This window comes from Roseibacillus ishigakijimensis (genome assembly GCF_016595415.1).
Lineage (GTDB): Bacteria > Verrucomicrobiota > Verrucomicrobiia > Verrucomicrobiales > Akkermansiaceae > Roseibacillus > Roseibacillus ishigakijimensis.
In genome coordinates this window covers 62,447-87,277 of the sequence record NZ_JAENIO010000002.1, presented here as the reverse complement: position 1 = coordinate 87,277, position 24,831 = coordinate 62,447, and the positions used below count along the sequence as shown (strand labels likewise).

The following is a 24,831-nucleotide window of genomic DNA, read 5'->3' as shown; positions in this document are numbered from 1 at the left end:
CCGCCAGCTGGGAAGAGCGGTAGAAGCAGGGGTCTTGCTGATGATTATTTTCCGTAAATTTTCTCTCATTTCTTTCTTTGTCAGCGCGCTAACCGCGATCGGGCAGGAGTTTTACGAGGAATCTCCTCTCTACTACTCCGAGGCAGAAGTCGACACCCCGCTCACCCGCATTGCGGACCGCATCGAAGCGGGGGAAAAACTTCTGCAAGGGGAGGACGATCGGGCCATTCTTGCCGAAGTGCTCGCTCTCCTTGAGGTCCCGGTGGAATCGCAGACCTTGGTCTATTCCAAGACCAGCGCCCAGAACGCGCGTATCAATCCCTGGACGCCCCGCGCCATTTATTTCTCCGACAATGCTTACGTCGGCTGGGTGCAGCGGGGCAGCATTGAAACCATCACCTTCGATCCCAAATTGGGCGCCGTCTTCCACCTCATCGACCTCGATCGTCGGGAGGAAGGTGCCGCCCCAGCCATCCGGCGCGAGGCCAGCTGCCTGAGCTGCCATGCCAGCTCGCAGACCAATGGCGCGCCGGGCATTCTCGTCCGTTCCGTTTATCCCGATGAGTCCGGCCGCCCTTTATTCGACTGGGGGTCTTTTCACACCACCCACCGCAGCCCTATCGTGGAGCGTTGGGGCGGCTGGTATGTCACCGGTCGGGCCGGGCCTGCCGGCCATCTTGGCAACATGACCTTCAGCGACCAAGGCCGCCAATCCCTGGTCGGCGGACAAGGCCCGGTGAGCAATCTGGCCGACCATCTCAATATCGAGCCCTATCTGGGGGGAGGTCATAGCGATGTCGTGGCCCTCATGATTCTCGAGCATCAGGTCGCCGTTCACAACGCCATCGTGAGCGGACACCTCGCTACCCAACGCTTTCTCTATCAAAACGAGGCCATCCGCAAAGCCACCGGAGAAAAAAGCGATGCCCCCTTGTCGGAAACCTACCAAAACGCCCTTCAGCACTACGGAGATAAAATCGTGCGTGCCCTTCTTTTCGAAGGCGAATTCGAACTGGTGGACGAGGGAGTCGAAGGAGGCGAGGCCTTTCAAAAAGCCTTCGCCCTCCCCGCCCGGAAAAACAAAAGGGGCCGCTCCCTCCGCGATCTCCGGCTCTACGAACGCCTCTTCAAATACCGCTGCAGCTACCTCATCTACAGCGAACCCTTCACCCACCTCCATCCCCTCCTGAAAAGTGAAGTCCTCCGGCAAATCCACCACATCTTGACCGAACCCGACAAGCACCCCGACTTCGGCTATCTCTCGAAATCCGAGCGCAAACACATCCTCAGCATTCTCTCCGAAACCCTGCCGGCCTGGGCAGAAGTGAATTCCTGATAAAAACCAGCCGTTCTCCCCCTCCTTGTCACCAGCGAGATTCCACTGAAGTCGCAGGCAAACTCCGATGGCTCGGAGCTGCCAAGCAGGATTCCTTAAGGGCGCTTTATCAATATCTGGTAGTTTTTTTAAAAAAGACCACAAAATAGCGGCGTTAGACCCCTCGCGCTTGCCTGACAGGCCCCTTCTCCGTCATTCTTGTCAGCAAGTTTTCCCATGTATCTCAAATCCCTCGACATCCAAGGCTTCAAGTCCTTTGCAGACAAAACCCATTTTGAGTTCGACAAAGGCGTGACCGGCATCGTCGGCCCCAATGGCTGCGGCAAGTCCAACGTGGTCGATGCCATCCGCTGGGTGCTGGGGGAAACCTCGGCCAAGGCCCTGCGGGGAGGTGAGATGGCGGATGTCATCTTCAATGGCACCGATCGGCGCAAGCCCCACGGCATGGCGGAGGTGACCATGACGATGGCCGATTGCGAGAACGCCCTCAAGCTGGAGTTCAATGAGGTGGCCATCACCCGCCGGGTTTTTCGCGATGGCAAATCGGAATACCGCATCAACGATAAAACCTGCCGTCTACGGGACATTCACGAGCTCTTCATGGACACCGGTATCGGCCGCTCGGCCTATTCCATCATGGCTCAGGGACAGATTGACCAGATTCTCTCCTCCAAGCCCGAAGAACGCCGGGCGGTCTTCGAGGAGGCCGCTGGCATCACCAAGTTCAAGAAGGACAAGAAGGAGGCCCTGCGCAAACTGGAATACACCGAAGCCAACCTCCTCCGCACCGGCGACGTCATCGCGGAGCAGGAGCGGCGCATGAACTCTCTCAAGCGCCAGGTGAGCAAGGCCCGCCGTTACCAGGAGCTGACCAGCGCGGTGCACATCCTCGATACCCACCTCTGTCACAAGCAGTGGACCGAGCTGAAAGCCAATGAGTCAGAGCTCACCACCAACGTCAAATCCCTCGAGAACGAGGTCGACATGATGGAGCTGGACCTCCCGGCTCACGAAGCGGCTGTGACCGAGGCCCGGGACGCCTCCCAGGCCTTGGAAAGCGAGCTCTCCGATTTGCGTCAGCGCATCTCCAGCCACAAGGCTGCCGCCGAGGCCGCGCGCTCGCGCCGGGGCTTTAATCAAGAACGCCGGGCCGAACTGGAAAAGCGCATTACCCAACACCGCAGCGAGATTGAGGAAGCCAAGGCTCGTCTCGACCAGGAGCAAAGCAATTTTGAGGAATCGATCACCCAAGCCGAGGAGCGGCAGGAACGCATCGCGACGGGCGAAGAAGCGGTCGCCGCCCAACAGGAAGTGGTAGCCCAAGCCCGGGCGGCCCGCGACCAGCTCAACGCGCAGTTGCGCGACACCCGCCGCCGGGCGGAGACCACCCGCACCCAAGTGGCGACGGTGCAAGCGCAGATCGAGTCCGATCTGGCGCAGGCTGCTGCCAATGACGAACGGGCCCGCGAGCTGGAAGAAGAAGAGAGCCAACTCCAATTCGAGCTCGAGCAATCCCAGGAACGCCAGCGCGAAGCCACGGCGGCTCTGGAGGAGCAGCAGGCGCGCCTCAGCGAGCTCACCGAGGCGGTGGACACCGCCGAACGGGCCTTTCAACACACCCGCGGCGACCTCGATGCCGCCAAGAAGGCCGCCGACGAGCTCCACCGCACGGTGGCAGGCAAGACCTCCAAACTGGAGGTGCTCAAGCAAGTCTTGGAAAGTGGCGAAGGGATGCTCAAGGGCACCCAGGCCGTCCTGAAGGGATTGGACGATCCCGACCTCTTTCGCGCAGGCGTGGATGGCGTGCTCGCCAGTCGCCTGAAGGTTGAGGACGACTACGCTCTAGCCATTGAGTCCGTCCTGGGTGATACCCTGCAGGCGGTATTGGTGCGCGACAGCGAGTTCGCGGAAGAGATTCTCGACCGACTGGTGACCAAAAAGCTCGGGCAAGTGGCCCTCTTGCCCAAGGATTCAGCCAACCGGGCCGGCTCTTACCAAACCGAGGCCTTGCCCAAGGGGGCCTTGGCCTGGGCCAACGATGTCGTGAAGGCCGAGGATGCGGTCACTGATCTGGTCTCCACTTTGTTGGAAAAAACCCTCATCGTGCCCGACCGCGAGAGCGCGACCGAATTGCGCTCGTCCTATGGCGATGTCACCTTCGTGACCCGGGCGGGCGAGCTCTTTTTCCCCAATGGACTCATCCGGGGGGGAGCCTCCAAAGGCGGAAGCGACTCGGTTCTCAAGCGCCAGAATGAGGTCAACGCCCTCGCCAAAGAGGTCAAGAAGCTCGAGAAAGAGTTGGCCGAACAGCGGTCCCTGGCGGAGGAACTCGACGGCCAATCCTTCGCCGCCCGGGAAGAAGTGGAGCAGTGCAAGAGCCGCTTGGGCGAGGTCAAGCTCGAGCTCTCCAAAGCCCAGAGCGAAAACTCGGTCGCCGAGCGGGAAAGCAAAAATCTGGAAGGCAAGCTGGAGCGCTTGCAGAGCGAGCGAGAGAACTTGTCCCAACGGGTGCAGAGCGCTAGCGAGTCCCATAGCAACCGCGAATACGAACTCGCCGAGGCCCGGGAACAGGTGGCCGTCCTCGAGCAGCAGTTGGCGGAATTTCAAAATGAATCCGAAGGACTGGAAGGCCAGCTCGCCGAGCAGAGCGAGCGCCTCAACGAGCTCCAGACCGAGCTCGCCGTGGAGCGCCGGGCCCATCAGTCCGAACAGGACCAGCAGCGCCCGATGCAGAGCCGCATCGAGGAACTCAACAACCTCATCGTCAAGCGGGAGGCTGAGATCGTGGACTTCCAGAACCGCATTGGGAACGATGACGAGGACGACCACACCCTCGAAATGGAGATGCTGGAGAATGAGGATGCCGCTGCCGAACTGGAGAAAGACTTGCCCGAGTTCGACGAGCGCCGCCAGCAGCTGCGCAATGCCATCGGAGAAAAAGAAGAACTCCTGAGCAAAATCCGCGAACAGGTGCGCAAACGCAGTGAACAGCGCGGACGGGAAGAAGTGACTTTAACCAAAGTCACCCTCAAGCTCGAGAAATTGGAAGAAACGGTGATGGAGCGCCACCAGCTGGAGCTGGAACACTTCCGCCCCGATGCCCATGCGCTCTTGACCTGTCTCAACGAGCAACTGGAGAAGCAAGGGATGGCTGGCGAGACGGTGGCCCTCCCCACCGCCGGAGACAGCTCTGCCGAGGACGAAAATAGTGAAGACGAAGAGGCGATCGAATTGCCCGGGAGCGGTCCGGACTGGAATCTCATCGAACGCCTCGTCCTCGATCTGCGCCGCAAGGTGGACTCCATGGGCCCGGTCAATGTCGATGCCATTGAAGAGTTCGAGGAACTGGAAGAACGGCACAACTTCGTCCTTTCCCAGCATGAGGACCTCGTCAATTCCAAGACCGAGCTGCTGGAGGTGATCGCCAAGATCAACGACGAGACCACCAAACGCTTCGCCCAGACCTTTGCCACCGTGCGGAAAAACTTCCGCGACATGTTCAAGCTCCTCTTTGGCGAAAAAGGCAAAGCGGACCTGGTTCTCCTCGACGAAGAGGATCCGCTGGAATCCGGCATCGAAGTGATCGCCAAGCCTCCGGGCAAAAAGCTGCAAAGCATCAGCCTGCTCTCCGGGGGCGAGCGTTCCATGACTGCGGTGGCCCTTCTTTTTTCCATCTACAAGGTCAAGCCCAGCCCCTTCTGTGTGCTCGACGAGCTCGATGCCCCTTTGGACGAATCCAACATCGGGCGCTTCCTCAAGGTCCTCGATGCCTTCATCGACCAGAGCCAGTTCATCATCGTGACCCACAGCAAGCGCACCATGAACCGTGCCGACATCATGTATGGGGTCACCATGGAGGAGTTCGGGGTCTCCAAGCCGGTGGGGATGCGCCTGACCACCGAGGAGAACAAGAGCGAAGCTCGCACCGCCGGCCAGCGTGCGGCCGAGCGGCTGGACGCTTGACCGGACGGTTCTTCGCTCGACACGAGCCCTGGGTCAGGTTCGGCGCAGGCTGCCACTCCTTCTTCCCGCGACCGCTTTGCCGGCATCGCGACCATCTCCGTGCCCACGCTGGGGATGGCGAAGAGAAGGTTGGCCCGCGAGGAAAAATACGAATGCATCGTGGCCCATGCCGACCCGATGCCCGCCGGGCAACCTCTGGGGCAAATCGAGGTCAGCGTCACCGCAGAGATAGCGGCCCGCTTGCAGGTCAAATTTCCCCTCATTCCGGCTCCCCGCCGGGACCCTTCCCCCCGAGGAGAGCCTCTTCCCTTTCCCCGTCCGGCGCGAAGTCCAGTGCCGACCGCGCTTGCTGATGCGGAAGTTTGCGCGGAGCCCAGTCCGGTGGAAATTCTCATCCCCGAGGCCTTGTCCCTGGAGAAAGCGGAAGCCATCATCAAGTCCTTTGCCCAAGAATGGATGATCTGCGAGGTGGAACCGAGCGAGGAAGCCTCCCCAGAGCCTGTCATTCCGGCAGCTTCACCTGAGAGTCGCCCCAGAAAAGCCACCGAAAAACCCAGCCTGCCTGCCAGCGAAACCGCAGCCCCCTCTCCCGGCGCTACTGCAGAGGTTCCCAAGGAGCACTCCCGTCCCTCCGAACGACTGGAAGATATTTCCCAAAAGATTTTCCAAGAACCGGCCACCCCTTTTCCCGAGCCTTCCCTGCTTCCCGCGTCCCTTTTGACCCGGCGTTCCCTGGCCGGCCTCGTCGACCTCCTGTTGGCGGCAGGGCTCTTCTTGCTGACTGAACACTGGTGGGGAATGGGGCCCGCTGGTGGGGTGACGGTTCTCTTTCTTCTTTTCCGCGACTCGCTGGGACTGCGGCGCGAGGCCAGTCCGGGCAAACGCCTCCTCGGCTTGCGCATGGAGGCTCGCGGGCCCGGTCCCCTCGCCTCCCGCTGGCTGGCCGGAGCCCTGCGCAACCTCGCCCTCCTGCTGGCTCCGGTCGAGTTTGCCCTTCTCTACGTCAGGGAAGAAGAAGCGGACACCCGGGGCCTGCGGCTGGGCGACCAATGGGCCCACACCCGGGTGGTGCGCCATCGCCCGACCCCGACCCGGCAGGCAAAATGGTTGCCCGATTAAGGACGCATTTTTCCGGTGACGGGAGATTGCAAAACAGGGAGATGGGGTAACATTGGGCTCGTGTCTGAAGAAAATGCCCTCTCTTCCTCGCGCCCGGTCGGCTCCTTGACGGTCCATCGTCAGAGTGCCCAGACGGGCGCCTTCGCCTTTATCCCCCTGCCCTTCGTCGACGACTGGCTCATCACCCGGGAACGCAAAAGTCTGGTTCGCAAGATTCTGAACAATCGCCAAATCAGCCACGAGGAGGATGCTGCCGAGATTCTAGCCGAGGGCAATTCAGTTGGTTTCTTCAAAAAAATCGGCGGTATGGCCAAAGGATTGGTGATGAAACCTCTCAAAAAATTATTCCGCTCCTTCCTCTTCTGGCTCACCGTGCGGCGGGCGGTGCTCACTTTTGCTGCCACCTACTTTTTGGCCCGCTTTTTGATGAAAGAAGAGGTCTTGGCAAGCGGCAGCAAACTGGACAAAGACGAAGCCAAGCGCTTGGCGAAGATCTTCCACCAGGTCGTCAGCAATCTCGACCGCCGCTTAGCCAAGGAAAGCGTCAGACATCTCTGGGAATTCATGCGCCAGAGCAAAAAAGCAGACCAGGACAATGTTCCTGAAGAATCGGTGGGAGAGGCCATTGAGAAAGAAGCCCCCGGCATTTTGGCCGACTTTGATCGCCGCGTCACGGCAGCCCTGGCAGCGAACTAAGCCCGGACCAGGAATCCCTTCTTGCTGCCCCAAAACCTCCAATCTCCCAATCAGGGCTCTCCTATTTTTCAGATTTTACTGAAAGATTCAACTTTACAGAATAAAAGAACCCGAACAAGGTCCCATCATGACGACCCCAAAAGTGGTTCTAGCCGGTGGCAGTGGATTTCTGGGCCGCACGCTCCAATCCTACTTTGCGGCGCAAGGCTGGGAGGTTGTCGTCCTAACCCGTCGGAACAATCCGGGTGCCCCCACTCGCACGGTCCTTTGGGATGGAAAAACAAGCGGTCCTTGGGTTGCTGAACTCGAGGGCGCAAAGGCTCTTGTCAATCTGGCAGGACGCTCGGTGAACTGCCGATACCATCCCCGCAATCGCGCCGCCATGATGAACTCGCGAGTCGATTCGACCCGCATTCTGGGCAAGGCGCTGGGGCAATGTGAAAGCCCTCCCCTGATCTGGCTGAACTCCAGCACCGCAACCATTTACCGTCATCGCTACGACGCCGCCAACACGGAGGAATCCGCTCTCTACGGAGCCAGCGTGGAAGCGAAGGATACCTTTTCGCTGGAGGTGGCCCAGGCTTGGGAAGAAGCCTTTTTCTCGTCGCTTGCCCAAGTCCGTCAGCAGCATCCGGTTCGCGGAATCTGCCTGCGCACGGCCATGGTTTTCGGCAACGAACCCGGAGGAGTTTACGAAACGCTGCGAAAACTGGTGCGCCTGGGCTTGGGTGGACGGATGGGCCATGGGCGCCAGTTCGTTTCCTGGCTCCACGCCGAAGACTTCGGTCGTGCGCTGAGTTGGTTGATGGAAAACCCCGAAGCCGAAGGCATTTACAACTTAGCCGCGCCCCAGCCCCTTCCCAATGGCGAGATGATGCGCCAGCTCCGCCGAGCACTGGGTGCGCCCATGGGACTCCCGGCGCCGAAGCTACTGCTGGAAGTGGGAGCCTTTCTCCTCCGCACGGAGACGGAACTGATCGTCAAAAGCCGCCGGGTGGAGCCCGCCCGTCTGTTGGCCGGAGGATTTGTCTTTCGCCACCCCACCTTCGCCACGGCAGTAGAGGCGCTGGAAGATGACGGCTAGAAATCGAAAAGAGCGGCGAGAGATTGCTGGAGGACGGGATAGCTGTAGTGCTTCTGCGCCAAATCGTAATTGGTGTTCACCATTTCGTCCCGCAAATCCTGATCCCGGAGGAGCTTGCGGGTCTTTTCCACCACGCTCTGGGTGACGTAGCCATTCATGGAAACGGTCTCGAATCCTTTGGGTTCAATGTCTTGCACAAAGATGGAGTAGCGATTGACCACCATCGGTTTGCGGAAGTAAAAGGTCTCGATGAGCGCATTGCCGAAGCCCTCGTAAATGCTGGGATAGGTGACGAGGTCGGCATGGGGATAGAGGTCCCAGAGGGTATAGATTTTCCGCCCCTGTTTGTCGCGCTGCCGTTGTTCCCCAATGCGATCGCCCACCATGAGCAGGGGCACCCCTTCATCCTGCGCCATGCGCTCCAGCATGTGGGCATACTCAAAGCCCTCATCTCCGGCCTGGTGGGAGATGACCAGCTTGCAGCGGGGGTCTTCCAGCCGGGCCACCAGTTGAATGGCCATCTCAATCCCTTTGCGCGGCACGATGCGGGTGGGCTGGAGGATGAGCAAATCCTCCTCGCTCACTCCAAGTTCGCTGCGAATATCTGCCGAGTAGTCATCGACTCCAGGAGGCTCCTTCGCAAAATCAAAGACATTGGGCACCAACCAAGAGCTGACTCCCTTGCGGCGGGCCAGCTGCTCCCCGGCCTGGCGATTGATGACTCCGTGGCGGAGATTCGGCAGGCGGGGGGGAAAAGACATGTCCAGGAAATCGGGCACGGCATTGACCGCAAAGCGGTCCCGCTCCCAGTAGAAATCGTGATGGTGGGCCACTGCCTTCATGTTGGTCTCGGCCAGGAATTCGGTGATCGCGACCCCCAAAGGCAAGTGGACGGGAATGGTGAGGGCGTTTTCGGGCACGAGAACATCGATCTGAAAGCGGTCCACGAAGCGGCGCAACATCTCCTTGAGGTAGCCAGCCAGAGCCTGGATGCGCTCGGTCACCACCGGGTCCCGCTGGGTGGAACCCCAGATGCGCCGAGCGAGCCATTGGTTCTCGGGATGACCAAAAAAAGCCTCGGGCACGCAGAGTGAAGCTTCTGCCGGCCGGTCGCTGAGTCCACTAAACCAGAACACCTCGTGGCCCATCTTCTCGAGGACTTCCGCCCATTTGAGAGCCTCCAAAGACACCCCGTCGGTGCCGGCAAATCGTGTTGAAACAAATCCCAATTTCATCTTCTGGTAAAAACGGCACGCATCATGCGTTCCAATTTTCAAGAAACCTATTCATACTTGTTCCCCCCTGCCCCACCAAGGCGGGAATTGAGTTTCCCCTACTCTATCAAGCTAACCCGAGACCCATGCCGACCCCAATCGAACTCCGACAACTGCTGCAATCCCATCAAGAACTTCTCCTCGCCAATGCGCTCATGCTGGGCGAATTCCCCGCCCCTTCCGGCGACGAAGAAAACCGCATCAACTTTCTCGCTGAACGCTTTGCCTCCCTGCAAGACGTCTCCATCGACGAACAAGGAAATCTGCAAGCCATCATCCCGGGCAAGAATCCCAACTACAACGTTCTCATTGCCGCCCATGCCGATACCCCGCTCACCCTGAAGGCCAACGAGCGGCTGACCATCAATTGCGGACCGGAGGGCCTGACGGGCCCGGGAATGGCCGACAACACCATCGGCCTGGCCGCGCTGGCCACTCTCCCCGACCTGCTGGAACGCCTCAAGATCCAACCCGAAGCCAACCTCATCCTCCTCGCCCACACCAAGTCGCAAAACGCCAACGACCTGGCGGGATTGCGCTTCTTTTTGGAAAATTTCCAACGCCCCATCCATGCCGGGCTCGTGCTGGAGGGCATCACTTTGGGGCGACTCAATCACAGTTGTCTGGGAATGGTGCAGGCGGATCTCCTCTGCCGGGTGCGGCAGGAACCGGGCACCAGCTGGGAAGCGGCCGAAAATGCCATGATCATCATGCACCGCATCATCCGGCGCATTCTGGAAATTCCCATCCCCCAGGAACCCCGCACCTCCGTCATCCTCGGCTCCCTGCGCGCGGGGAAAACCTTCAACCGCCCTCCCGAGGTGGCCCGTTTGAAATTGGAAATCCGTTCTGAGGAGCCCGGCAAGGCCCGCGAAATTCGTTACCAGATCAGCGACATTCTGGAGGAAATTTCCGCCCAGACCGCCTCCGACTGCTCCATCACCTTCCCCGCCCTGCGCAAACCGGGTGGCATCCCTTTCAACCATCCTCTCGTGGCCGCCGCCCGCGAGGTGCAGGACGAACTGGGGATCAAAACCATCACTGGTCCCAGCTACTCCGATCTCTCCATTCTCATCGAACATGGCATCCCCGCTCTCACTCTGGGCTTGACCCGGGCCAGTAAACTGAACGAATCCGACGAGACCGTTGCTCTCGAACCGCTCTTCACCGGATTGGCTCAAGTCCTCGGCATCCTGGAGCGCATCGACCAGCTCGAACCCGAACTCCACGCCTAACCCCTCGCTCTCAACCTCTACCGAAACCCTTTCTCGACATGTGGCTCAAAACCAACACTTATCATCACTCCGACTTTGCTGACCTCGAAGCTCTTTGCGAAAAAAAAGAAAAGAGCGGCCAGAAAATCTCCCTCTGCATTCCCACTCTCAACGAAGAGGCCACCATCGGCAAAGTGGTCGTCATTCTCAAAAGCGAACTCATGGACCGCTACCCGCTGGTCGATGAAATCGCGGTCATCGACTCTGGCTCCACCGACAAAACGGGCGAAGTGGCCACTTCCTTCGGGGCGGAATTTTACTATTCGGGCGACATCCTGCCCAGCGAGGGATTCAAGCGCGGCAAAGGGGAGAATCTCTGGAAAGCGATTCACCAGTTGAAAGGAGACATCATCGCCTATGTGGATGCCGACATTGCCAATATTCATCCGCGCTTTGTCTACGGCCTGATCGGTCCTTTGTTAGAAAAGCCGGAGGTCAGTTATGTCAAAGCATTCTATGAGCGCCCCCTCGCCTTTTCACAGGGAATTCGCCCCACTGGCGGAGGGCGGGTGACCGAGATTCTGGTGCGCCCTCTCTTTAGTCTCTTCTACCCCGAATTGACGCAACTTTTCCAACCTCTTTCGGGAGAATACGCGGTGCGCCGCGAGACCCTGGAGAGCATCCCCTTCCCCATTGGCTACGGGGTGGAGACTTCCCACATCCTCGATGTCTACAAGGACCACGGAATGGCCGCCTTTGCCCAGGTCGATCTTGACCAGCGCGTTCACCGCAATCAGGATACCAATGCCTTGGGGAAAATGTCCTTTGGCATCTTGCAGAGCTTCCTCGGTCGCTTGCAAGACCACGGCAAGGTGAGCGACCTCGCCGAGCTGTCTTCCGTCTACCGCTCCCTGCAGGCGACCGGAACGGAGTATGAGCAGATTGAGAAAGAGATTCTCGAAGAGGAACGCCCGCCCATGAATACCATCGAGGACTATCGAAAAAAATTCCTCGCCTAGAACTCATCGGGGAGAAACCCTCCCCTTTTTTCGGGCTAACAAAACTCTCGGCCAGTCGTTGGTAAGGTGACAGGAGTCAGGGGCCGCTTGCTTCCTTGGAAAAGAGCGGCATCTTTTCTCGATCAGCAAAACCGACCCATGAGTTTCCACGCCCAACCCAATATTGATGTTCTTGCCCGCCTGCAGGCCGAGAAGCGGAAGTCCACCATCGCCTCTTTGCTCATCGCGATTCTCGCCATCGTGCTCGTCGGGCTCGCCTTGGCATTTATTTTCATTCAGCCCTTTTTTACCAGTTCCGACCCAATCGTCACCTACCAGGGGCAACCGATGGCGGAGGAAAAGCCCGACCCCAAGGAGGTGCCCACCAGCCAGCAGCGCCGCCCTTCGGCACCCTCTTCGGCAGCCACCCGGGTCATTACCGCCAACGCCCCCTCACTGACCGCGATTCCCGTGCCGGAAGTGGATATTCCGGTCGAGTCGCTGGAATTCGGGGCGGGCGATGACTTCGGTGCCGGGTGGAACGGCTCGGGCAGCGGCGCGGCCGGTGGAGGCAGCGGAACGATGTTCGGCAAGCTCAGCGGTCCCGGGCTGAAGGGCTCCTTCTACGACCTCAAGCAGGACCGGAGCGGCAAGCCAACCGAGATGCGCATCCAGGATTTCGAAAAAGACGGCACCCTCATCATCAATGATCCGGTCAACCGGACCTATGATGACCATCTGCGCACCATCGTGCGGCGGAACCTGACGGACCAAGCTTTTTCGGACTATTTCAAGGCCCCCAAGCAGTTGGTCTTGACCCAACTCTACATCCCCCGGGTGGGAGCCGAGGAAGCGCCGGAAGCTTTCGAATTGGGCGAAGAGGTGCAAGGCCGTCGCTGGGTCATTTCCTACGAAGGCACCATCGTGGCCCCGGAACGCGGACGATTTCGCTTTGTCGGCTTTTCCGATGACATTTTGATCGTGATGGAAAACAACCGCGTCGTCATGGATGGCAGCCTCGCTCCCACCTTTGAAGATGCCGGCGACCGGGAATTCATCGACCAAGAGCACACCCTCGGCGGCTGGCACAGCTACGTCGGCAAGTGGATGAACGTGCGCAAGGGAGAGGAGCTAGACCTCAAAATCATGACCGGAGAGCGTCCAGGCGGACACTACAGTGGCTACCTCTTGATAGAAAAACAGGGAGAGGACTACCAGAAGGATGCGGGAGGGGCCCCTATTCTTCCCCTCTTCAAGACGGAATCGAGCGCGGATCCCGAGCGAGGGAATACTTTGCCCGCCCTCGCCCCCGAGACTCCTTGGTCCGTCTGGCGCACCAAGTCCTGACCCTGCAGTCAGGAATCCAGCAAATCGGCCAGGGTCTGCACGGGCAAGAGGTAGGTCTTCACCCGGCCCGCACGGGCAATGGCCATTCCCACCAGCCGCCCCTGCCAATCGACCACAGGCAAGCCACTCTCCTCCGGAGCCAAGGTCATGTCGGTTTGCAGGACACTGGGGAAACTATCCCGCACCCGGCTCAACCCCCTCTCGTCCATGGAGTCCATCATGCGCTCGCGGCGGCTTTGACGCCCGCGAAGAGAAGGACGCGATTTGAGTTTTGCTTCCACGATGACGGGGCCGGTGCGTCGACGCACTTCCAGTTTTACCACTTGGCCCGGACCAGCGCGGCTTAGAACGGTCTGCAGTTCCTGCAAGCCATTGATAGGCCGGTCATCCACCGCCACGATGACGTCTTCGATTTCCAGCCCGGCCTCTTCCGCCGCACTGTCGCTGAAGACTTCTTCCACGAAGGCTCCCCCGCGGTCATAGCCCTCATCGAGAGAGACGCCCAGATAGCCCCGAGCACTTTCCAACAGGCTGCGCTCGGCCACAGAAAGAACGCCCACGCCCTCGGGCACGCCATCCGGTCGCACCGCTGCCAGCAGGGAGCCCGCTCTGGCAGGCCCTCCGGCATGAGCGATGGGCCGCAGCTCGATCGCAGAAGGCATCTGCAGCACCACCAAATCATGGGCGGCAAAGATTTCCTGCACGGTGAGGAGGAATTCGCGCCCTTCCGAGTCCACTCCCACCAGGGAATCCGCGCGGCGCAGTTCACTCCATTTCGCCAGGATCCGTTTCTCGGTCCAAACGGTGCCAAATCCCACCTGCAGGCCATCAGCGAAAAGGCGGACCACCCCGCTACCCAGCTCGCTGGTTACCTGGCCGAAAGCGGTAAAGAGTTCAGCCGCTTGGGCTTCCAGAAGTTTGCGCCCCTCTTCGGTCACGAAAGGCAAAGAACTGACCTGCCCCAGAGTGACCCGTGCCAGGCGCTCCTCCGGCCCGCGCTGAAATTCCACCGTGATCTCATCGCCCACCTCCAGTCTTTGCAGATAGCGCTTCAAGCTGGCTCCAGAGACCAGCTGGCCATCGATTCGCGTCAAAATATCACCTGCCCGCAATCCCGCGCGCTCGGCCGCCGATTCGGCCAGCACGGCATCGAGCACCACCTGTTGCCCGCGGGTTTCGGCATCGAACATCACCCCCAGCACGGGCGCCCCCTCCGCAATGGTGGGAGGCGCAAGCAAGGTTCCCCAACGCTCCCCTGCCTGCAACCGTTCCCAGTCGCGCCGAAAGCCACTGATCCCCGCGTGGGTATTGGTTTGCACGTCTTCCCCAATCCAAGAGTGAATGCCGACCACTTTCCCGGCAAGATCAAAGAGGGGACCTCCCGAATCCCCGCCGAAAAGCACGCAATCACTGCCGATGAAATAATCGACACTCTTGGAAACAAGGCGGCCAAACCGAATGGGGGCCGCGCGCAGGGCGTCGTAGCCGGAGGGATGCCCGGTGGCCACCACCCACTCCCCGGGGCGCAGAGAATCCGAATCACCCAAGGGCGCGAAGTCCCAGGGCCCCGCCCCCAGCAATTGCAACATCGCGGCATCGTGGCGGCGGTTCATGCCGAGGACCTTGGCGCGAGCCTCAAGACCGTCATCAAACAGGACCGAAACCTCGGTCGCCACTTCCCCGGTATCCAGATTGGTGATGACATGGCCGGCCGTGAGCACCAATCCTTCTGGAGAAACAACCACCCCACTGCCGGTGGAGCCCAGCGCACCCACCGCGACCGTCGCTTTGCGGGCTTGCTCGACCACGGGCCAGAGGGACGCCTGCAATTCGCGCAGGTTCAGCCCGGCGGCAGCCTGCAGCCCCGCGAGTAAGAAAAGGAAAGCGCCGAGAATTCTCATCCTCTCATTTTCGTTGCATCTCCCCCGGGGTCAACCACGCGGAATAAAAAATCCACTCTCCCGAGCCCTCAACGAAGCTGACTGGCCACTGCGGCATCGAGGGTGAAAGTGTCCTGCCCCGCCCGTCGCACCGTGCCCCCCTCGGGCACCAGATACTCGAACACGGCCGGAAGCCGCACCCCGGGCTTTTCCGACATCAGGTAGACCCGGATGGCGAGAGGCTCTTGCCCGGTTCCTCCCGGAAGATCCTTCACCGTGAACTCCACCTGATTTTCTCCGGGATTGGCCCCGCCGATGACCACTTCCGCCGTTTTGGTGTTGGCCACGGTGTGGCGGCTGCGACGATTGACTTGCACGGTGACCTCGCGCCCCGGGCAATAGCAGTAAACTTTGGCGATATAGGGCACCGGGCCGGTAAGCTGGATGGCCGGGCGGGTGGGAGGGGCCCCCGAGGGGTCGAATTCCGCTTTATCCACCACCGAGTAATCGCCCTTGGCCAAAGCAGCCCTCACCTCGGGGAGGACCATCAGGTTGATGAAGTCGGCTCCATCATATTTCCAGCCATCCTCCTGCACAAAGGAGAGTACGAGAAGGTTGTCGGTAGGCGCACCACCCACCCCGAAGTCGATTCGTCCAAAGTAAACCGCTTTCGCCGTGGGTCCCCGCACCTTGAAGCGCGCCGGGGTGAGGCCACGCAGATCCGGCGGAGCAGCAGGCAAGGCGAACACTGCAGCGGGAAAAGGCTTTCTTTCCGAAAAAATGCGGTTGCGGATCTCGACCTGCCGCCGGGTTGAGGTCGTTTGGCTCCACCGCCTCGCATCTTTCTTCACCATGGCTTGCCGCCATTGGGCATAAACTTGTTCCAAGGTCTGCTGCATCGGATTCTGGGCCGCCAGGGGGGAGGCCAGCGCAACGAAAAGGAGCAAAGCGAGCGGGGGGTGTCGAAAAAGCGCGTTCATGATGAGGGAAACTATGGACAAACACCCCACCCTCCGGCCATCTTTTTATTCTCATGTCGTCTTTCCCCCAGCTTAATGTGGCCCCGGCCATCGGCGAAGCCCGCGACCGCGAGTTGCTGAAGGGAGCTCATTCCTTTGCCTATTACGAGCCCGCCGAGGGCCCATTGGCCGCCCACTTTTACCTCCCCCCGGGGCACGACCCGGCTGGGGCGCACCGGACCTGTGTTCTTTTTCTCCATGGCGGCCAATGGGATAGCTCCATGCCGACCCAATTTGTGCCCCATTGCCACCACTTCACCACCCGGGGAGCGGTGGCCGTGACCGTGGAATACCGGGTCTTCAACAAGCACCGCACCAATCCCTTGGAAGCCATGGAGGACGTGCGGGTAGCGGTGGCTTTTCTCAAACAAAATGCGGCCGAACTCGGCATCGACCCCACGCAAATCATCGTGGTGGGCGCTGGGTCGGGAGGGCATCTCGCCCTTTCCTGCGCGCTGGATAGCGCCGTCTCGAAGAACACCCCCGCCCCTGAATATCGTCCGGCGGCAGTAGCGGCCTTTTCCGCCATTGTGGACACCTCGCCCAAGACCGGCCTCGGCAGTCACCTGTTCCCCAGCCCGGCGGAAGCAAAGCTGATGAGTCCCCTTCACCGCCTCCCCCTCAAAGGACTACCACCCAGCCTCCTGATGCATGCGCGCCAGGATCGGGTCTCTCCTTTTGCCCAAGTGGAAAAGTTCGCCAAAAACTACCGCAAAAAGGGCAACCGCTGCCAGCTCATCGACTACGAAGGCACCGGGCACACCTTCTTCAACTACAACACCCACGAACAGTTCTACGAGCTTTCCCTCAATGCCCTCGACCACTTTATGGTCGAGTGCGGGCTACTCTCTCCGGATGAACCCCTGGTCATTTGACGAAAGCGCATCCGTGTTTACCGTCAGGAAAATGGGGATTTTTCGCGTCAGGCGCTTTTTTCGTAACTTTCCGCTTTGCCAATTGCCCTCCTTTTGTCACTAAGATTGCCGGATGGCGAAACAAGCTTTGGGCAAGGGACTGGGAGCCCTCATTAACAATTCTGGCAGAAAATTGACGGACCCGGATTCTTCGGGAAATGCGTCTGCCCTGTCTGGAGAGACCAAAGCCTCGGTGCGTGAAGTCCCCATTGAGAAGGTGCGTCCTTCTCCCCTGCAGCCCCGGACCCACTTCGTTGAAGGTGAACTCGATGAGCTCATGGAGTCCATCCGTCACCACGGCGTGATCCAGCCCCTTATCGTCCGCCCGGTCGATGGCGAGCTGGAGCTCATTGCCGGGGAACGGCGTTGGCGGGCTTCCAAAAAAGTCGGTCTCAAAGTTGTTCCCATCATCGAGCGCGAAGCCAGCGACCGCGAGGTGCTGGAGATGGCCCTCATCGAGAACCTGCAGCGCGCCGACCTCAATCCCATCGAAGAAGCCACTGGCTACGTGCGGCTGGCACGCGAATTCGGACTCAAACAGGAAGAAATCGCCAAAACGGTGGGCAAGTCGCGGGCCTCGGTGGCCAATTCCATGCGCCTGCTTGATCTGCACAAAGACGTGCAACCTCTCGTCGCCCAAGGCGCAATTTCAGTCGGCCACGCCAAAGCCATCTTGTCCATCAAAGATGGCAAGGCGCAGAAGGTGGCCGCGCAAGAAATCATGCGCCGCAAGTTGACCGTGCGAGCAACGGAAAAACTCATCCAGGATTTTCACCGCGACACCAAGGGCGAGCAGCGCAAATCCCGCGCCAAGAACGAAATCAGCCCCGAGACGGCAGCCCTCTATCGCCAGATTCAAAGCCGTTTACGGTCCAAGCTGTCCACTCAAGTGGGCATTTCCCCTGGAGCGAAAAAAGGTCGCATTGAGATCGAATATTACGGCGATGATGATCTCAGCCGCATCCTGGAAATTCTCGGCATCTCTATCGACTAGAGCCCCGTTTTCGCTCTAGGCTGCCGCAGTGATTCGTTTCTGCCCCATCTTCCTGCTCATCGGATTTCTCTCCGCCTGCCAACCCGAGGATCCCGCGGCCCAAACTCCGGCTGGCGCCCCCTCCACCGATCCGGTCGGAAGCCCCCGGGCCCACACCGCCCGCATCCTCAGCTTTGGGCCGCGCCCCCCGGGCTCGGCGGCCGCGCGCGAAGTCCGCGCCTACGTGACCAAAACCTTGCAGGAGGCCGGCTGGGTGGTGGGCACCCAGACCTTTGAAGCTGAAACCCCTCTCGGCCGCAAAAGCTTCACCAACCTGCTCGCGCGCTTTCCCGCTAAAGCGGGGGCGGACGTTTGGAAGGCCCGCATGGAGGGACTGCTGTGCGCTCATCTGGACTCGAAATTCGACCCCGACAACAAGTTTCTGGGAGCCGACGACGCGGCTTCCGCCTGCGGTCTGATTCTGACCCTGGCGCGCGAGCTGGCGGCCGAACCCGAGAGGGCCTCCCGACTGGAGCTGATCTTTTTCGACGGAGAAGAGGCCTTCGGCAAAGACATGGGTCCCACCCGCGGAGGCATCTTTGATGGCATCTACGGCTCCCGGGCCTACGCCCAACGCTGGCGGGCGGCGAGCGACAAGCCACGCTTCGGCTTGCTGCTCGACATGGTGGGACATCGCGATCTCCGCATCCGCGTGCCTGCCGATTCCCCCCGGGAACTGGTCGCGGTCATGAACCGCGCTGCCGAGAAAGCCGGGCAGCGCGAGCGCTTCGGCATCGCAGCGGGATCCATCCTGGACGACCACGTGCCCCTCAATCAAGCTGGCATCCCCACCCTCGATCTGATTGGTGACTTTGCCCGCAGCGACTGGTGGCACACCCGCCGGGACAATCTCGATCTCATCTCGGCAGAATCCCTCGCCATCACACAGGCAGTGGTCTGGGAGATGCTGGCGGAGCTGCTTCCCCCTCTCCCCCCAGGCGGGGAGTAGCCCCGGCCTTTTTTACTCCGACAAGCCTTCCTCAAGCAGGGTCTGCACCCGGCGTTGGCGGTCCTCATCGCCGGTTTGCTTGAGAAACTGGAGGTAATTTTCGCACACCGCCTCAAAGTCATCGCTCCACTCCGGGCCCGCCTTTTTGTAAGCGGAAAGAGCGGATTCGAAGTGGGAAAGAGCCTCACCCTGATTGCCTTGCTCGGCAAAAACTACCGCCAGATTACCGTAGGATTGCGCGATGTCCGCACGACTGGAGCCATCGGATTTGCGTCCTTCCAAGGCGATTTGGTGCATCTCCATCGCTTGCTCGTAGTGGCCGGCCTTCTGATACAGAGCGCCCACATTGTTGGCCACCCCCGTGGTGTCGGGATTGGTTTTGCCCAGTTCCTCGTGGGCCAGCTTGAGCGCTTTCAGGAAAAGGGTCTCCGCTTGGTCGAATTCGTCGCGCTGGGAGTAGAGGAAGGCCAGATTATTGGAGAGGCGGATTTCGTCGAGAATCACCGGCTTGCGCAGGCGGCCCAGCTGCTCCAGCCCGCGCTCATAGGCGTCGATGGCTTCATCGCTTTTACCAATCGACTCGAAGAGGTAGCCCAGGCTGCCGTAGAGGCGACCCACCGTTTGTTCCTGGCCCGCTTTGCCCGCCACGAGAGAGATGGCCTCGAAGTAGTCATCCTTGGCGGCATCCTGCTCCCCCAGACGGTTGAAAAGGTCCGCGCGCGCCTCTAGACAGAACAGCAGTTGCTCGGCATCAGAAGTCGTCCCATTCTGTGCCGAGCGAGCATCCTCCACTGCGGAGTTCGCAATTTTGCGGGCAAACTGAAGGTCCTTGTTGCTTTCGGCTTCCCGAATCCGGTTCTCGGTTTCCCGCCAATCAGGAGAACCGCCCACTTCGACAAATGGCAGTTGTTGTTCGATCATTGTAGGAGCGCCCATGCGGATGAATTTGCAGCGTTGCCCGCCCGAATCCCGTTCGGGGAGAACGAAGACAAGGGCGAAGCTGCCTGAGTGTGACACACTCGCCTCGACCAGCAAGGGGAAAGCCTGTCCCATTGGCGGGACTCCCTCCTCCCTTGCGGCTTTCGCTTAATAGTCGTCGACACTGATATTGACGTCCGGTGGCGGGAAGCCAGCGGCATCGCGGGGAGAGGAAATCACGGTGGGGGCTTTGCCGAGGAGCAGAATGGAAGGTGAGCCCGTGCGGGTGATCTCGCGAATTTCCTCTTCGCTGAGCGCGCGATCCCAAATGGCCAGCTCATCGATAATGCCGCGGAAATTCCGTTGGATAAAGCGGTCGGCGGCTTCCTGGCGCCAATCCCCCAGCCACATGGTGCCGGGTGCAACGAGAGTTTCGGCTGGCAACTCGTTCTCTTGCGCGAGATAGCCATCGACATAGAAGCGAGTGCGCCGGTCCGTCTTGCTCACGACCGCCACAAGGTGCTGCCAACGTCCCGGTTCAATAGGCTTCACCAATCGACAGCCGGATTCCTTGATACGATGGACCGCCAGAATGGGGTCATGCGAACGAAGAATCTGCCAGTGAACATCGCCCTCGTTCCAACCGGTGCTGGTCAAAATGGCGTTCAGGGAGTTCTCCAGGTGATCAACTTTTGCCCAGACGGAAAAGGTCAACTCGTCATACTCGCCGGGCAGTTCCAACTCCACCCGCTCCCCTTGTCGATTGAAAAGTAGGCCGTCTTTCTCCGACCAGCGGCCGGAGACCCAGCGCGCTCCCACCACCCGGCCATCTTCGATGCGCCGCTCGGAGGGAACCCCGGTTGCCACATTCTCCAGGCGGTCCGGATAGTCGGTTTGATATTCAAAGGGAAAATACCCGATAAGACCTTCACTGGCAATGACGGAAGGCTGGCGGGCTTGCCATCCCCCGAAGCCAACATCCTCGGGGAGAGGAAAGTCGACGCTGGGCGCGGCATAACCGACTGAGATTTCATCCCCTTTCTGCACCAGCGATTCCCCATTGTAGACGGAGGCGACTTTCTGATTAGAGCTGATTTGATGCACGTCGACCTGGCCGTTAAAGACGTGCATCTCACTATTGCCGTCTTCCACAAAGACCCCGAATTCGGTTCCCAAGTCCTCATAGACGATTTCGGGCGAGCGCACCATGAAGCCCTTGCCACTATTAGGGACAATAGCTCGCAATGCGCCATGATCGAGAGTCATCAACTTGGCATCGTGCAACGCAAAGCGGGCAGGCCCGCGCATCACGACATCGACACCATTGGTCATGCGCAAATGAACGATGCCAGACTCGAGCTCGTAATCCCCCGCTGAGAAGCGAATGGGCATTTCACTCTGCCCCCCGATAAACTTGGCCCCCGACTGGTTGACCATCAGTCCCACCACTTGATTGGCGGCTGGGAGGGCGGCCACGGAATCACCCGGAACAGTGATCACCTCCGGTCTTCTCAATTGCAAGCTGAGAGCGGTGAGAGCGAAAGCCGCTGCCGCAGCCCAACCGGCCCACCCGAACCAAGAACCCTTCTTCTTGGGGAGGGGAAAATCGATGAGTGAACCTTCTTCCCCCTGGGCTTCGCAATGAGCATGCAGGCCGGCATGGAGATTGAGAACCCGGCGATAATAACGCCGGGCCCGCAGGCTGCCGACGAGGATTTCCTCCAGCTCGGCAACTTCCCCGGCTTGGATCGTTCCGTTGCACCAGGCATTGACGAGCTCTTCCAATTCGGGGGAAGGCTGCCAGCCGCTCACACTAGTTGTCTTATCTTTCATGCCGTTTTTACTCTCATGGTCACGCAATCCAACAGGCGCTTGCGTAGGCGATTCAATCGTTTGTAAAGGCTAGTCGCGGTGATTCCTGCTTCATCCGCAATTTCGTTGATTCTCAGGTCTTTGCTGTAGGCCGTGAGGAGCATTTCCCGTTCCCGCTTGGGAACGCGCTCCAGGCAATAGGCCAGTGCTTCGCGCTCATCTTCCAGCACCTCGTGCTCTTCTTCGTATTCATTGGCGAGAATCTCGAGAAGGTTCTCGCTGAAGCACAGCCGGTCGCGGGCTTTCTTGCGCCGGTAGGAGAGCACCTCGAAGCGCGCCACCGCATAGGCCCAGCGAATAAACTCGGTGCCAGGCTCGAATTGGTCGAATTTTTTCCAGAGGACAATGGAAACCTCCTGCATCACTTCGTCGACGTCCTGCTGACTGGGCACCAATCCGTGCACAAAGGCCCGCAAGCGACGTTCGCTGGCCATGAAAAGTGGAATAAACAAATCCCGGTCGGGCTTGTTTGGCGAGGCATTCCTGTCGTGGTCGTCGTCCATAGCTTGCTTTTCACCTCTTCACTGCCGTTCCGACAAGAATTGCCCACCAAAAAGACGAAAAATGTCACTTCGCTGGCCCGATTTGGCCAAATACGCGCCAAAATCAGGCAGTCTCGTCCATCCTTGCACGAAAAAGCCCGGCGGGAGGCTTCCCGACGGGCTGGAAAAATTTCTACCGACCAATGCTTTTAGTTCTCTTCAACAAAGACATCGTGCCCATCGCCGCGGGATTCTTTGACCACATCCATGGCGTCGTCAATTTTGTCGAGGTCCTCGGAGAGATAGGCAATCTCGAGGTCGCAGAGAGCCTGATAGGACTGGGCGAGCATTTTCTTGTAGTTGGCAATGGCCTCCTGCTTCTCTTTCCCATCGGCCATTTTTTCCACTTTGACCGGAACGTATTGGAAGCACTCGAGGAGGTGCCCCTGGGCCTCTTGCACCAAGGCAATGGCTTTGGCGTAATCGTCCCCGGCCCGGCGGAGAAGCTTCAGCGAAGTGCTGGCCTCGTCCATTTTTTTGGCCAATGGCGTTTCATCGTCCGCTAGAGAAGACCCGCTGAATAGAAGAGAGGTGACAAGCGCTGTGAAGAAGAATTTTTTCATCATCGAAGAGCCTATACGAAGCGCGATCCAGGCCATCTGTCAACCCTGCCGCAAGAAAAGCCAAACGACGTAAACGAGGTAACCACCAACGAGAACGGTCCCTTCCAAGCGCGACAAGGCCCCCCGGGTCCACATGAAGGGCAGCAACAAGACCGTGACCGTGCTCATCACGATCAGATCGGCGAATTGCAGGGATTGAGCGGAAAGAGGGGCCACCGCAGCGGTGATGCCGATGACCGCGAGAAGATTGAAGATGCAAGAGCCGACCGCATTCCCGGTGATCAGGTCTCCCTCGCCCTTGAGGGACGCCACCACCACGGTGGCGATCTCGGGTAAAGAGGTGCCAAAGGCCACCAGGGTGAGAGCAATGACTGCGGTCGGCACCCCGAGCACGGTCGCGATATTGCTCCCTCCGAAGACGAGTCGATCCGCCCCGGCCACGAGAGCGACCAGGCCAAGAATGATGAGGGCCACGTCCTTAATCATCTGCGCCGGGCCTGCTTTGCGCAGCTTGCGGATTTCCTCTTCACTAAGGTCCAATTCGATATCGATTTCCTCGCCTTTTTTTCCCCGTCGGATGCTGCTCACGGTGTAGAGCACCACCCCCAGGGCCAGGGCTCCCCCTTCGAGGCGACTGATGCGGCCATCCATCAGCATGACCACGAAGAGCCCGGTCGCAACTAGCAAAATCGGCATCTCGCGCTTGAGAACTTGCCGGTGAATCGAAAACGGCCGGATAAGCGCGGCGATGCCGAGAACAAGGGCAAGATTACAAATATTGGAGCCAACGACGTTGCCCAAGGCGATATCCCCTTCCGGAGGGGTCTTCATATTGGCACTGACGCTGACGAGCAATTCCGGAGCGCTCGTGCCAAAGGCCACCACCGTCAATCCGACCACGAGGGGCGAGATTCCCACCCGCAGGGCCAATTCACTGCTTCCTTTAACCAACCACTCCGCGCCGTAATAGAGCAGAACCAAGCCGAAAACGACCCACACACTGTTGCTGAGAATTTCCACGGCGGGATTCTTTCAGTCTTTCGCGCGGTCGCAATGGTAAACGGTGGCAAAAGAAGAGGGACTCAGGATGCGCCATCAAGCTGGCAGAGGTCGCGGTAGAGCCTGGCCAGCCGGGGCACGGTCACTCCCGCCGCCTGCGCCCGCCGGAGGGGCTCGCCCCAGATTGCCTCCACCTCGAGGGGATAGCCATTTACGTAGTCCAGCATGCTGGAGGGCTTGTAGGCACCCATCGCACGGGTCTTGCTGATTTGTTCATCCGCAAAATCATCCCGAATGTGATGCCCCAAGGCTGCCGCCGCTGCTTGCACCTCGGCCATGAGGGCTCGCACCTCCTCTTCCTTGCCCGGACGCGCCAGCAGCTCGGCAGTATCGATGCCGCCCTCCCGCACGCACAAGCCGTTGAAGGGAATATTCCACACCAGCTTCTTCCACTGGGCCAGGGGGAGGTCCGCGACCACCTGGGTCTTGACGTGAGGCCCGAATAGAGTGGCTACTTGAGCCAGGACTCCCGAGGCCTCCCGTTCTCCCAGGGTGATTTGCCCCCCGGCCGTATGGGAGATGACTCCCGCCGCCAGGCGATTGATGCACACGAAACAGATTCCGCCCAGCACCCGCCCGACGCCGAAGCAATCTTCCAGGAACTCGATGTTTCCGAGCCCGTTTTGCAAGGTGAGAATACGGGTCTCCTCATGCAGAAGCGGGGAGATCACCTCGCGGGCTGCGCCATTGGCCGTAGCCTTCCAGGCCACAATCACGAGGTCAACGGGCCCCAATTCTTGCGGAGAACGAAAAACTTGCGGCTGAGGGAAATCAAAGTCGCCCTCACAGCTGCTGATCCGAAATCCTTCCTGGCACACGGTCTCATAGTCCGATCGCAGTAGAAAACGGACTTCCCGGCCAGTTTGCGCAATGCGACAGCCGTAATAGCTCCCGACGGCCCCAGCCCCCACGATGGCAACGGAACGAATTTCCATAGCCCTACCCAAGCGGAAAGAGAACGCGAGCTAAACGCAAAAAACCGGCCAGAGTTTCCCCCGGGCGGTTTTTTTCTTAGCAAAATAAACAAATGGAAGCAGTCCAGCCCGATGAG

The 24,831-nt window shown here is 59.6% G+C and carries 20 protein-coding genes; 11 read left to right on the top strand and 9 right to left on the bottom strand.

The annotated features are described in order from the left end of the window. Positions 1 to 40 precede the first annotated feature (40 nt). From JIN78_RS01130 to JIN78_RS01110, 5 genes are all read left to right on the top strand, one after another. A complete protein-coding gene (locus JIN78_RS01130; RefSeq protein WP_200390082.1) occupies positions 41 to 1,336 on the top strand; it encodes a hypothetical protein in 1,296 nt (431 codons plus the stop codon). 216 nt (positions 1,337 to 1,552) lie between these two features. Continuing rightward, complete coding sequence (smc, locus tag JIN78_RS01125; protein WP_200390081.1) at positions 1,553 to 5,299, top strand: chromosome segregation protein SMC; 3,747 nt, start codon at positions 1,553 to 1,555, stop codon at positions 5,297 to 5,299. A 114-nt stretch (positions 5,300 to 5,413) separates the two neighbouring features. After that, positions 5,414 to 6,418 carry an RDD family protein gene (locus JIN78_RS01120; protein WP_200390080.1) on the top strand — a complete coding sequence of 335 codons (1,005 nt, stop codon included), beginning with the start codon at positions 5,414 to 5,416 and terminating at the stop codon, positions 6,416 to 6,418. 60 nt (positions 6,419 to 6,478) lie between these two features. Beyond that, positions 6,479 to 7,114 (top strand): hypothetical protein, encoded by a 636-nt coding sequence (locus JIN78_RS01115; RefSeq protein WP_200390079.1) that lies wholly within the window; start codon positions 6,479 to 6,481, stop codon positions 7,112 to 7,114. Positions 7,115 to 7,241: 127 nt separating this feature from the next. Beyond that, positions 7,242 to 8,198, top strand: coding sequence for a TIGR01777 family oxidoreductase (locus JIN78_RS01110; RefSeq protein WP_200390078.1), 957 nt, complete (start codon positions 7,242 to 7,244; stop codon positions 8,196 to 8,198). Here the strand turns inward: JIN78_RS01110 and JIN78_RS01105 are convergent. Continuing rightward, positions 8,195 to 9,433 carry a glycosyltransferase family 4 protein gene (locus tag JIN78_RS01105; RefSeq protein WP_200390077.1) on the bottom strand — a complete coding sequence of 413 codons (1,239 nt, stop codon included), beginning with the start codon at positions 9,431 to 9,433 and terminating at the stop codon, positions 8,195 to 8,197. The two genes, JIN78_RS01110 and JIN78_RS01105, sit on opposite strands and share 4 nt — an antisense overlap. 125 nt (positions 9,434 to 9,558) lie before the next feature. Here JIN78_RS01105 and JIN78_RS01100 point away from each other — a divergent pair, with 125 nt between their 5' ends. The 3 genes from JIN78_RS01100 to JIN78_RS01090 all read left to right on the top strand — a co-directional run bounded on the left by JIN78_RS01100 (position 9,559) and on the right by JIN78_RS01090 (position 13,031). Further along, complete coding sequence (locus JIN78_RS01100) at positions 9,559 to 10,707, top strand: M28 family peptidase (RefSeq protein WP_200390076.1); 1,149 nt, start codon at positions 9,559 to 9,561, stop codon at positions 10,705 to 10,707. Between the two features lie 38 nt (positions 10,708 to 10,745). Beyond that, positions 10,746 to 11,705: a glucosyl-3-phosphoglycerate synthase gene (locus JIN78_RS01095; protein WP_200390075.1), complete on the top strand. Its 960-nt coding sequence runs from the start codon at positions 10,746 to 10,748 to the stop codon at positions 11,703 to 11,705. A 138-nt stretch (positions 11,706 to 11,843) separates the two neighbouring features. Further along, positions 11,844 to 13,031, top strand: a complete 1,188-nt coding sequence (locus JIN78_RS01090) for a hypothetical protein (RefSeq protein ID WP_200390074.1) — start codon at positions 11,844 to 11,846, stop codon at positions 13,029 to 13,031. Positions 13,032 to 13,039: 8 nt separating this feature from the next. Here JIN78_RS01090 and JIN78_RS01085 read toward each other — a convergent pair whose 3' ends face one another. Both JIN78_RS01085 and JIN78_RS01080 read right to left on the bottom strand, forming a co-directional pair. After that, entirely contained in the window at positions 13,040 to 14,932 is a 1,893-nt protein-coding gene (locus JIN78_RS01085) for a trypsin-like peptidase domain-containing protein (RefSeq protein ID WP_200390073.1), read from the bottom strand. A 68-nt stretch (positions 14,933 to 15,000) separates the two neighbouring features. Then, positions 15,001 to 15,891, bottom strand: a complete 891-nt coding sequence (locus JIN78_RS01080) for a hypothetical protein (protein WP_200390072.1) — start codon at positions 15,889 to 15,891, stop codon at positions 15,001 to 15,003. A 53-nt stretch (positions 15,892 to 15,944) separates the two neighbouring features. Between JIN78_RS01080 and JIN78_RS01075 the strand changes: the two genes are divergently transcribed. The 3 genes from JIN78_RS01075 (at position 15,945) to JIN78_RS01065 (ending at position 18,826) form a co-directional block, all read left to right on the top strand. After that, positions 15,945 to 16,805 (top strand): alpha/beta hydrolase, encoded by an 861-nt coding sequence (locus JIN78_RS01075; protein WP_200390071.1) that lies wholly within the window; start codon positions 15,945 to 15,947, stop codon positions 16,803 to 16,805. A 112-nt stretch (positions 16,806 to 16,917) separates the two neighbouring features. Beyond that, positions 16,918 to 17,838: a ParB/RepB/Spo0J family partition protein gene (locus JIN78_RS01070; protein WP_200390070.1), complete on the top strand. Its 921-nt coding sequence runs from the start codon at positions 16,918 to 16,920 to the stop codon at positions 17,836 to 17,838. A 28-nt stretch (positions 17,839 to 17,866) separates the two neighbouring features. Further along, positions 17,867 to 18,826 carry a M28 family peptidase gene (locus JIN78_RS01065; RefSeq protein ID WP_200390069.1) on the top strand — a complete coding sequence of 320 codons (960 nt, stop codon included), beginning with the start codon at positions 17,867 to 17,869 and terminating at the stop codon, positions 18,824 to 18,826. A 12-nt stretch (positions 18,827 to 18,838) separates the two neighbouring features. Here the strand turns inward: JIN78_RS01065 and JIN78_RS01060 are convergent, their stop codons facing one another. The 6 genes from JIN78_RS01060 to JIN78_RS01035 form a co-directional block, all read right to left on the bottom strand. Beyond that, a complete protein-coding gene (locus JIN78_RS01060; RefSeq protein WP_200390068.1) occupies positions 18,839 to 19,762 on the bottom strand; it encodes a tetratricopeptide repeat protein in 924 nt (307 codons plus the stop codon). Positions 19,763 to 19,912: 150 nt separating this feature from the next. Beyond that, positions 19,913 to 21,577, bottom strand: coding sequence for a LamG-like jellyroll fold domain-containing protein (locus tag JIN78_RS01055; protein ID WP_200390067.1), 1,665 nt, complete (start codon positions 21,575 to 21,577; stop codon positions 19,913 to 19,915). Then, a complete protein-coding gene (locus JIN78_RS01050; protein ID WP_200390066.1) occupies positions 21,574 to 22,119 on the bottom strand; it encodes a sigma-70 family RNA polymerase sigma factor in 546 nt (181 codons plus the stop codon). Before JIN78_RS01050 ends, JIN78_RS01055 begins: the two co-directional genes overlap by 4 nt. Positions 22,120 to 22,307: 188 nt before the next feature. Then, positions 22,308 to 22,721, bottom strand: a complete 414-nt coding sequence (locus JIN78_RS01045) for a hypothetical protein (RefSeq protein ID WP_200390065.1) — start codon at positions 22,719 to 22,721, stop codon at positions 22,308 to 22,310. A 39-nt stretch (positions 22,722 to 22,760) separates the two neighbouring features. After that, positions 22,761 to 23,741 (bottom strand): calcium/sodium antiporter, encoded by a 981-nt coding sequence (locus tag JIN78_RS01040; RefSeq protein WP_200390064.1) that lies wholly within the window; start codon positions 23,739 to 23,741, stop codon positions 22,761 to 22,763. 62 nt (positions 23,742 to 23,803) lie between these two features. Beyond that, a complete protein-coding gene (locus JIN78_RS01035) occupies positions 23,804 to 24,715 on the bottom strand; it encodes a 2-dehydropantoate 2-reductase (protein WP_200390063.1) in 912 nt (303 codons plus the stop codon). Between the last annotated feature and the right edge of the window lie 116 nt (positions 24,716 to 24,831).

Excerpts from the sequence above, each read along its gene's own strand:
- JIN78_RS01035 (WP_200390063.1), bottom strand. The coding sequence starts at position 24,715 with ATGGAAATTCGTTCCGTTGCCATCGTGGGGGCTGGGGCCGTCGGGAGC.
- smc (WP_200390081.1), top strand. The coding sequence starts at position 1,553 with ATGTATCTCAAATCCCTCGACATCCAAGGCTTCAAGTCCTTTGCAGAC.
- JIN78_RS01120 (WP_200390080.1), top strand. The coding sequence starts at position 5,414 with ATGGCGAAGAGAAGGTTGGCCCGCGAGGAAAAATACGAATGCATCGTG.
- JIN78_RS01105 (WP_200390077.1), bottom strand. The coding sequence starts at position 9,433 with ATGAAATTGGGATTTGTTTCAACACGATTTGCCGGCACCGACGGGGTG.
- JIN78_RS01055 (WP_200390067.1), bottom strand. The coding sequence starts at position 21,577 with ATGAAAGATAAGACAACTAGTGTGAGCGGCTGGCAGCCTTCCCCCGAA.
- JIN78_RS01090 (WP_200390074.1), top strand. The coding sequence starts at position 11,844 with ATGAGTTTCCACGCCCAACCCAATATTGATGTTCTTGCCCGCCTGCAG.
- JIN78_RS01100 (WP_200390076.1), top strand. The coding sequence starts at position 9,559 with ATGCCGACCCCAATCGAACTCCGACAACTGCTGCAATCCCATCAAGAA.
- JIN78_RS01045 (WP_200390065.1), bottom strand. The coding sequence starts at position 22,721 with ATGAAAAAATTCTTCTTCACAGCGCTTGTCACCTCTCTTCTATTCAGC.
- JIN78_RS01060 (WP_200390068.1), bottom strand. The coding sequence starts at position 19,762 with ATGGGCGCTCCTACAATGATCGAACAACAACTGCCATTTGTCGAAGTG.
- JIN78_RS01110 (WP_200390078.1), top strand. The coding sequence starts at position 7,242 with ATGACGACCCCAAAAGTGGTTCTAGCCGGTGGCAGTGGATTTCTGGGC.
- JIN78_RS01130 (WP_200390082.1), top strand. The coding sequence starts at position 41 with ATGATTATTTTCCGTAAATTTTCTCTCATTTCTTTCTTTGTCAGCGCG.
- JIN78_RS01085 (WP_200390073.1), bottom strand. The coding sequence starts at position 14,932 with ATGAGAATTCTCGGCGCTTTCCTTTTCTTACTCGCGGGGCTGCAGGCT.
- JIN78_RS01070 (WP_200390070.1), top strand. The coding sequence starts at position 16,918 with ATGGCGAAACAAGCTTTGGGCAAGGGACTGGGAGCCCTCATTAACAAT.
- JIN78_RS01080 (WP_200390072.1), bottom strand. The coding sequence starts at position 15,891 with ATGAACGCGCTTTTTCGACACCCCCCGCTCGCTTTGCTCCTTTTCGTT.
- JIN78_RS01050 (WP_200390066.1), bottom strand. The coding sequence starts at position 22,119 with ATGGACGACGACCACGACAGGAATGCCTCGCCAAACAAGCCCGACCGG.
- JIN78_RS01095 (WP_200390075.1), top strand. The coding sequence starts at position 10,746 with ATGTGGCTCAAAACCAACACTTATCATCACTCCGACTTTGCTGACCTC.
- JIN78_RS01075 (WP_200390071.1), top strand. The coding sequence starts at position 15,945 with ATGTCGTCTTTCCCCCAGCTTAATGTGGCCCCGGCCATCGGCGAAGCC.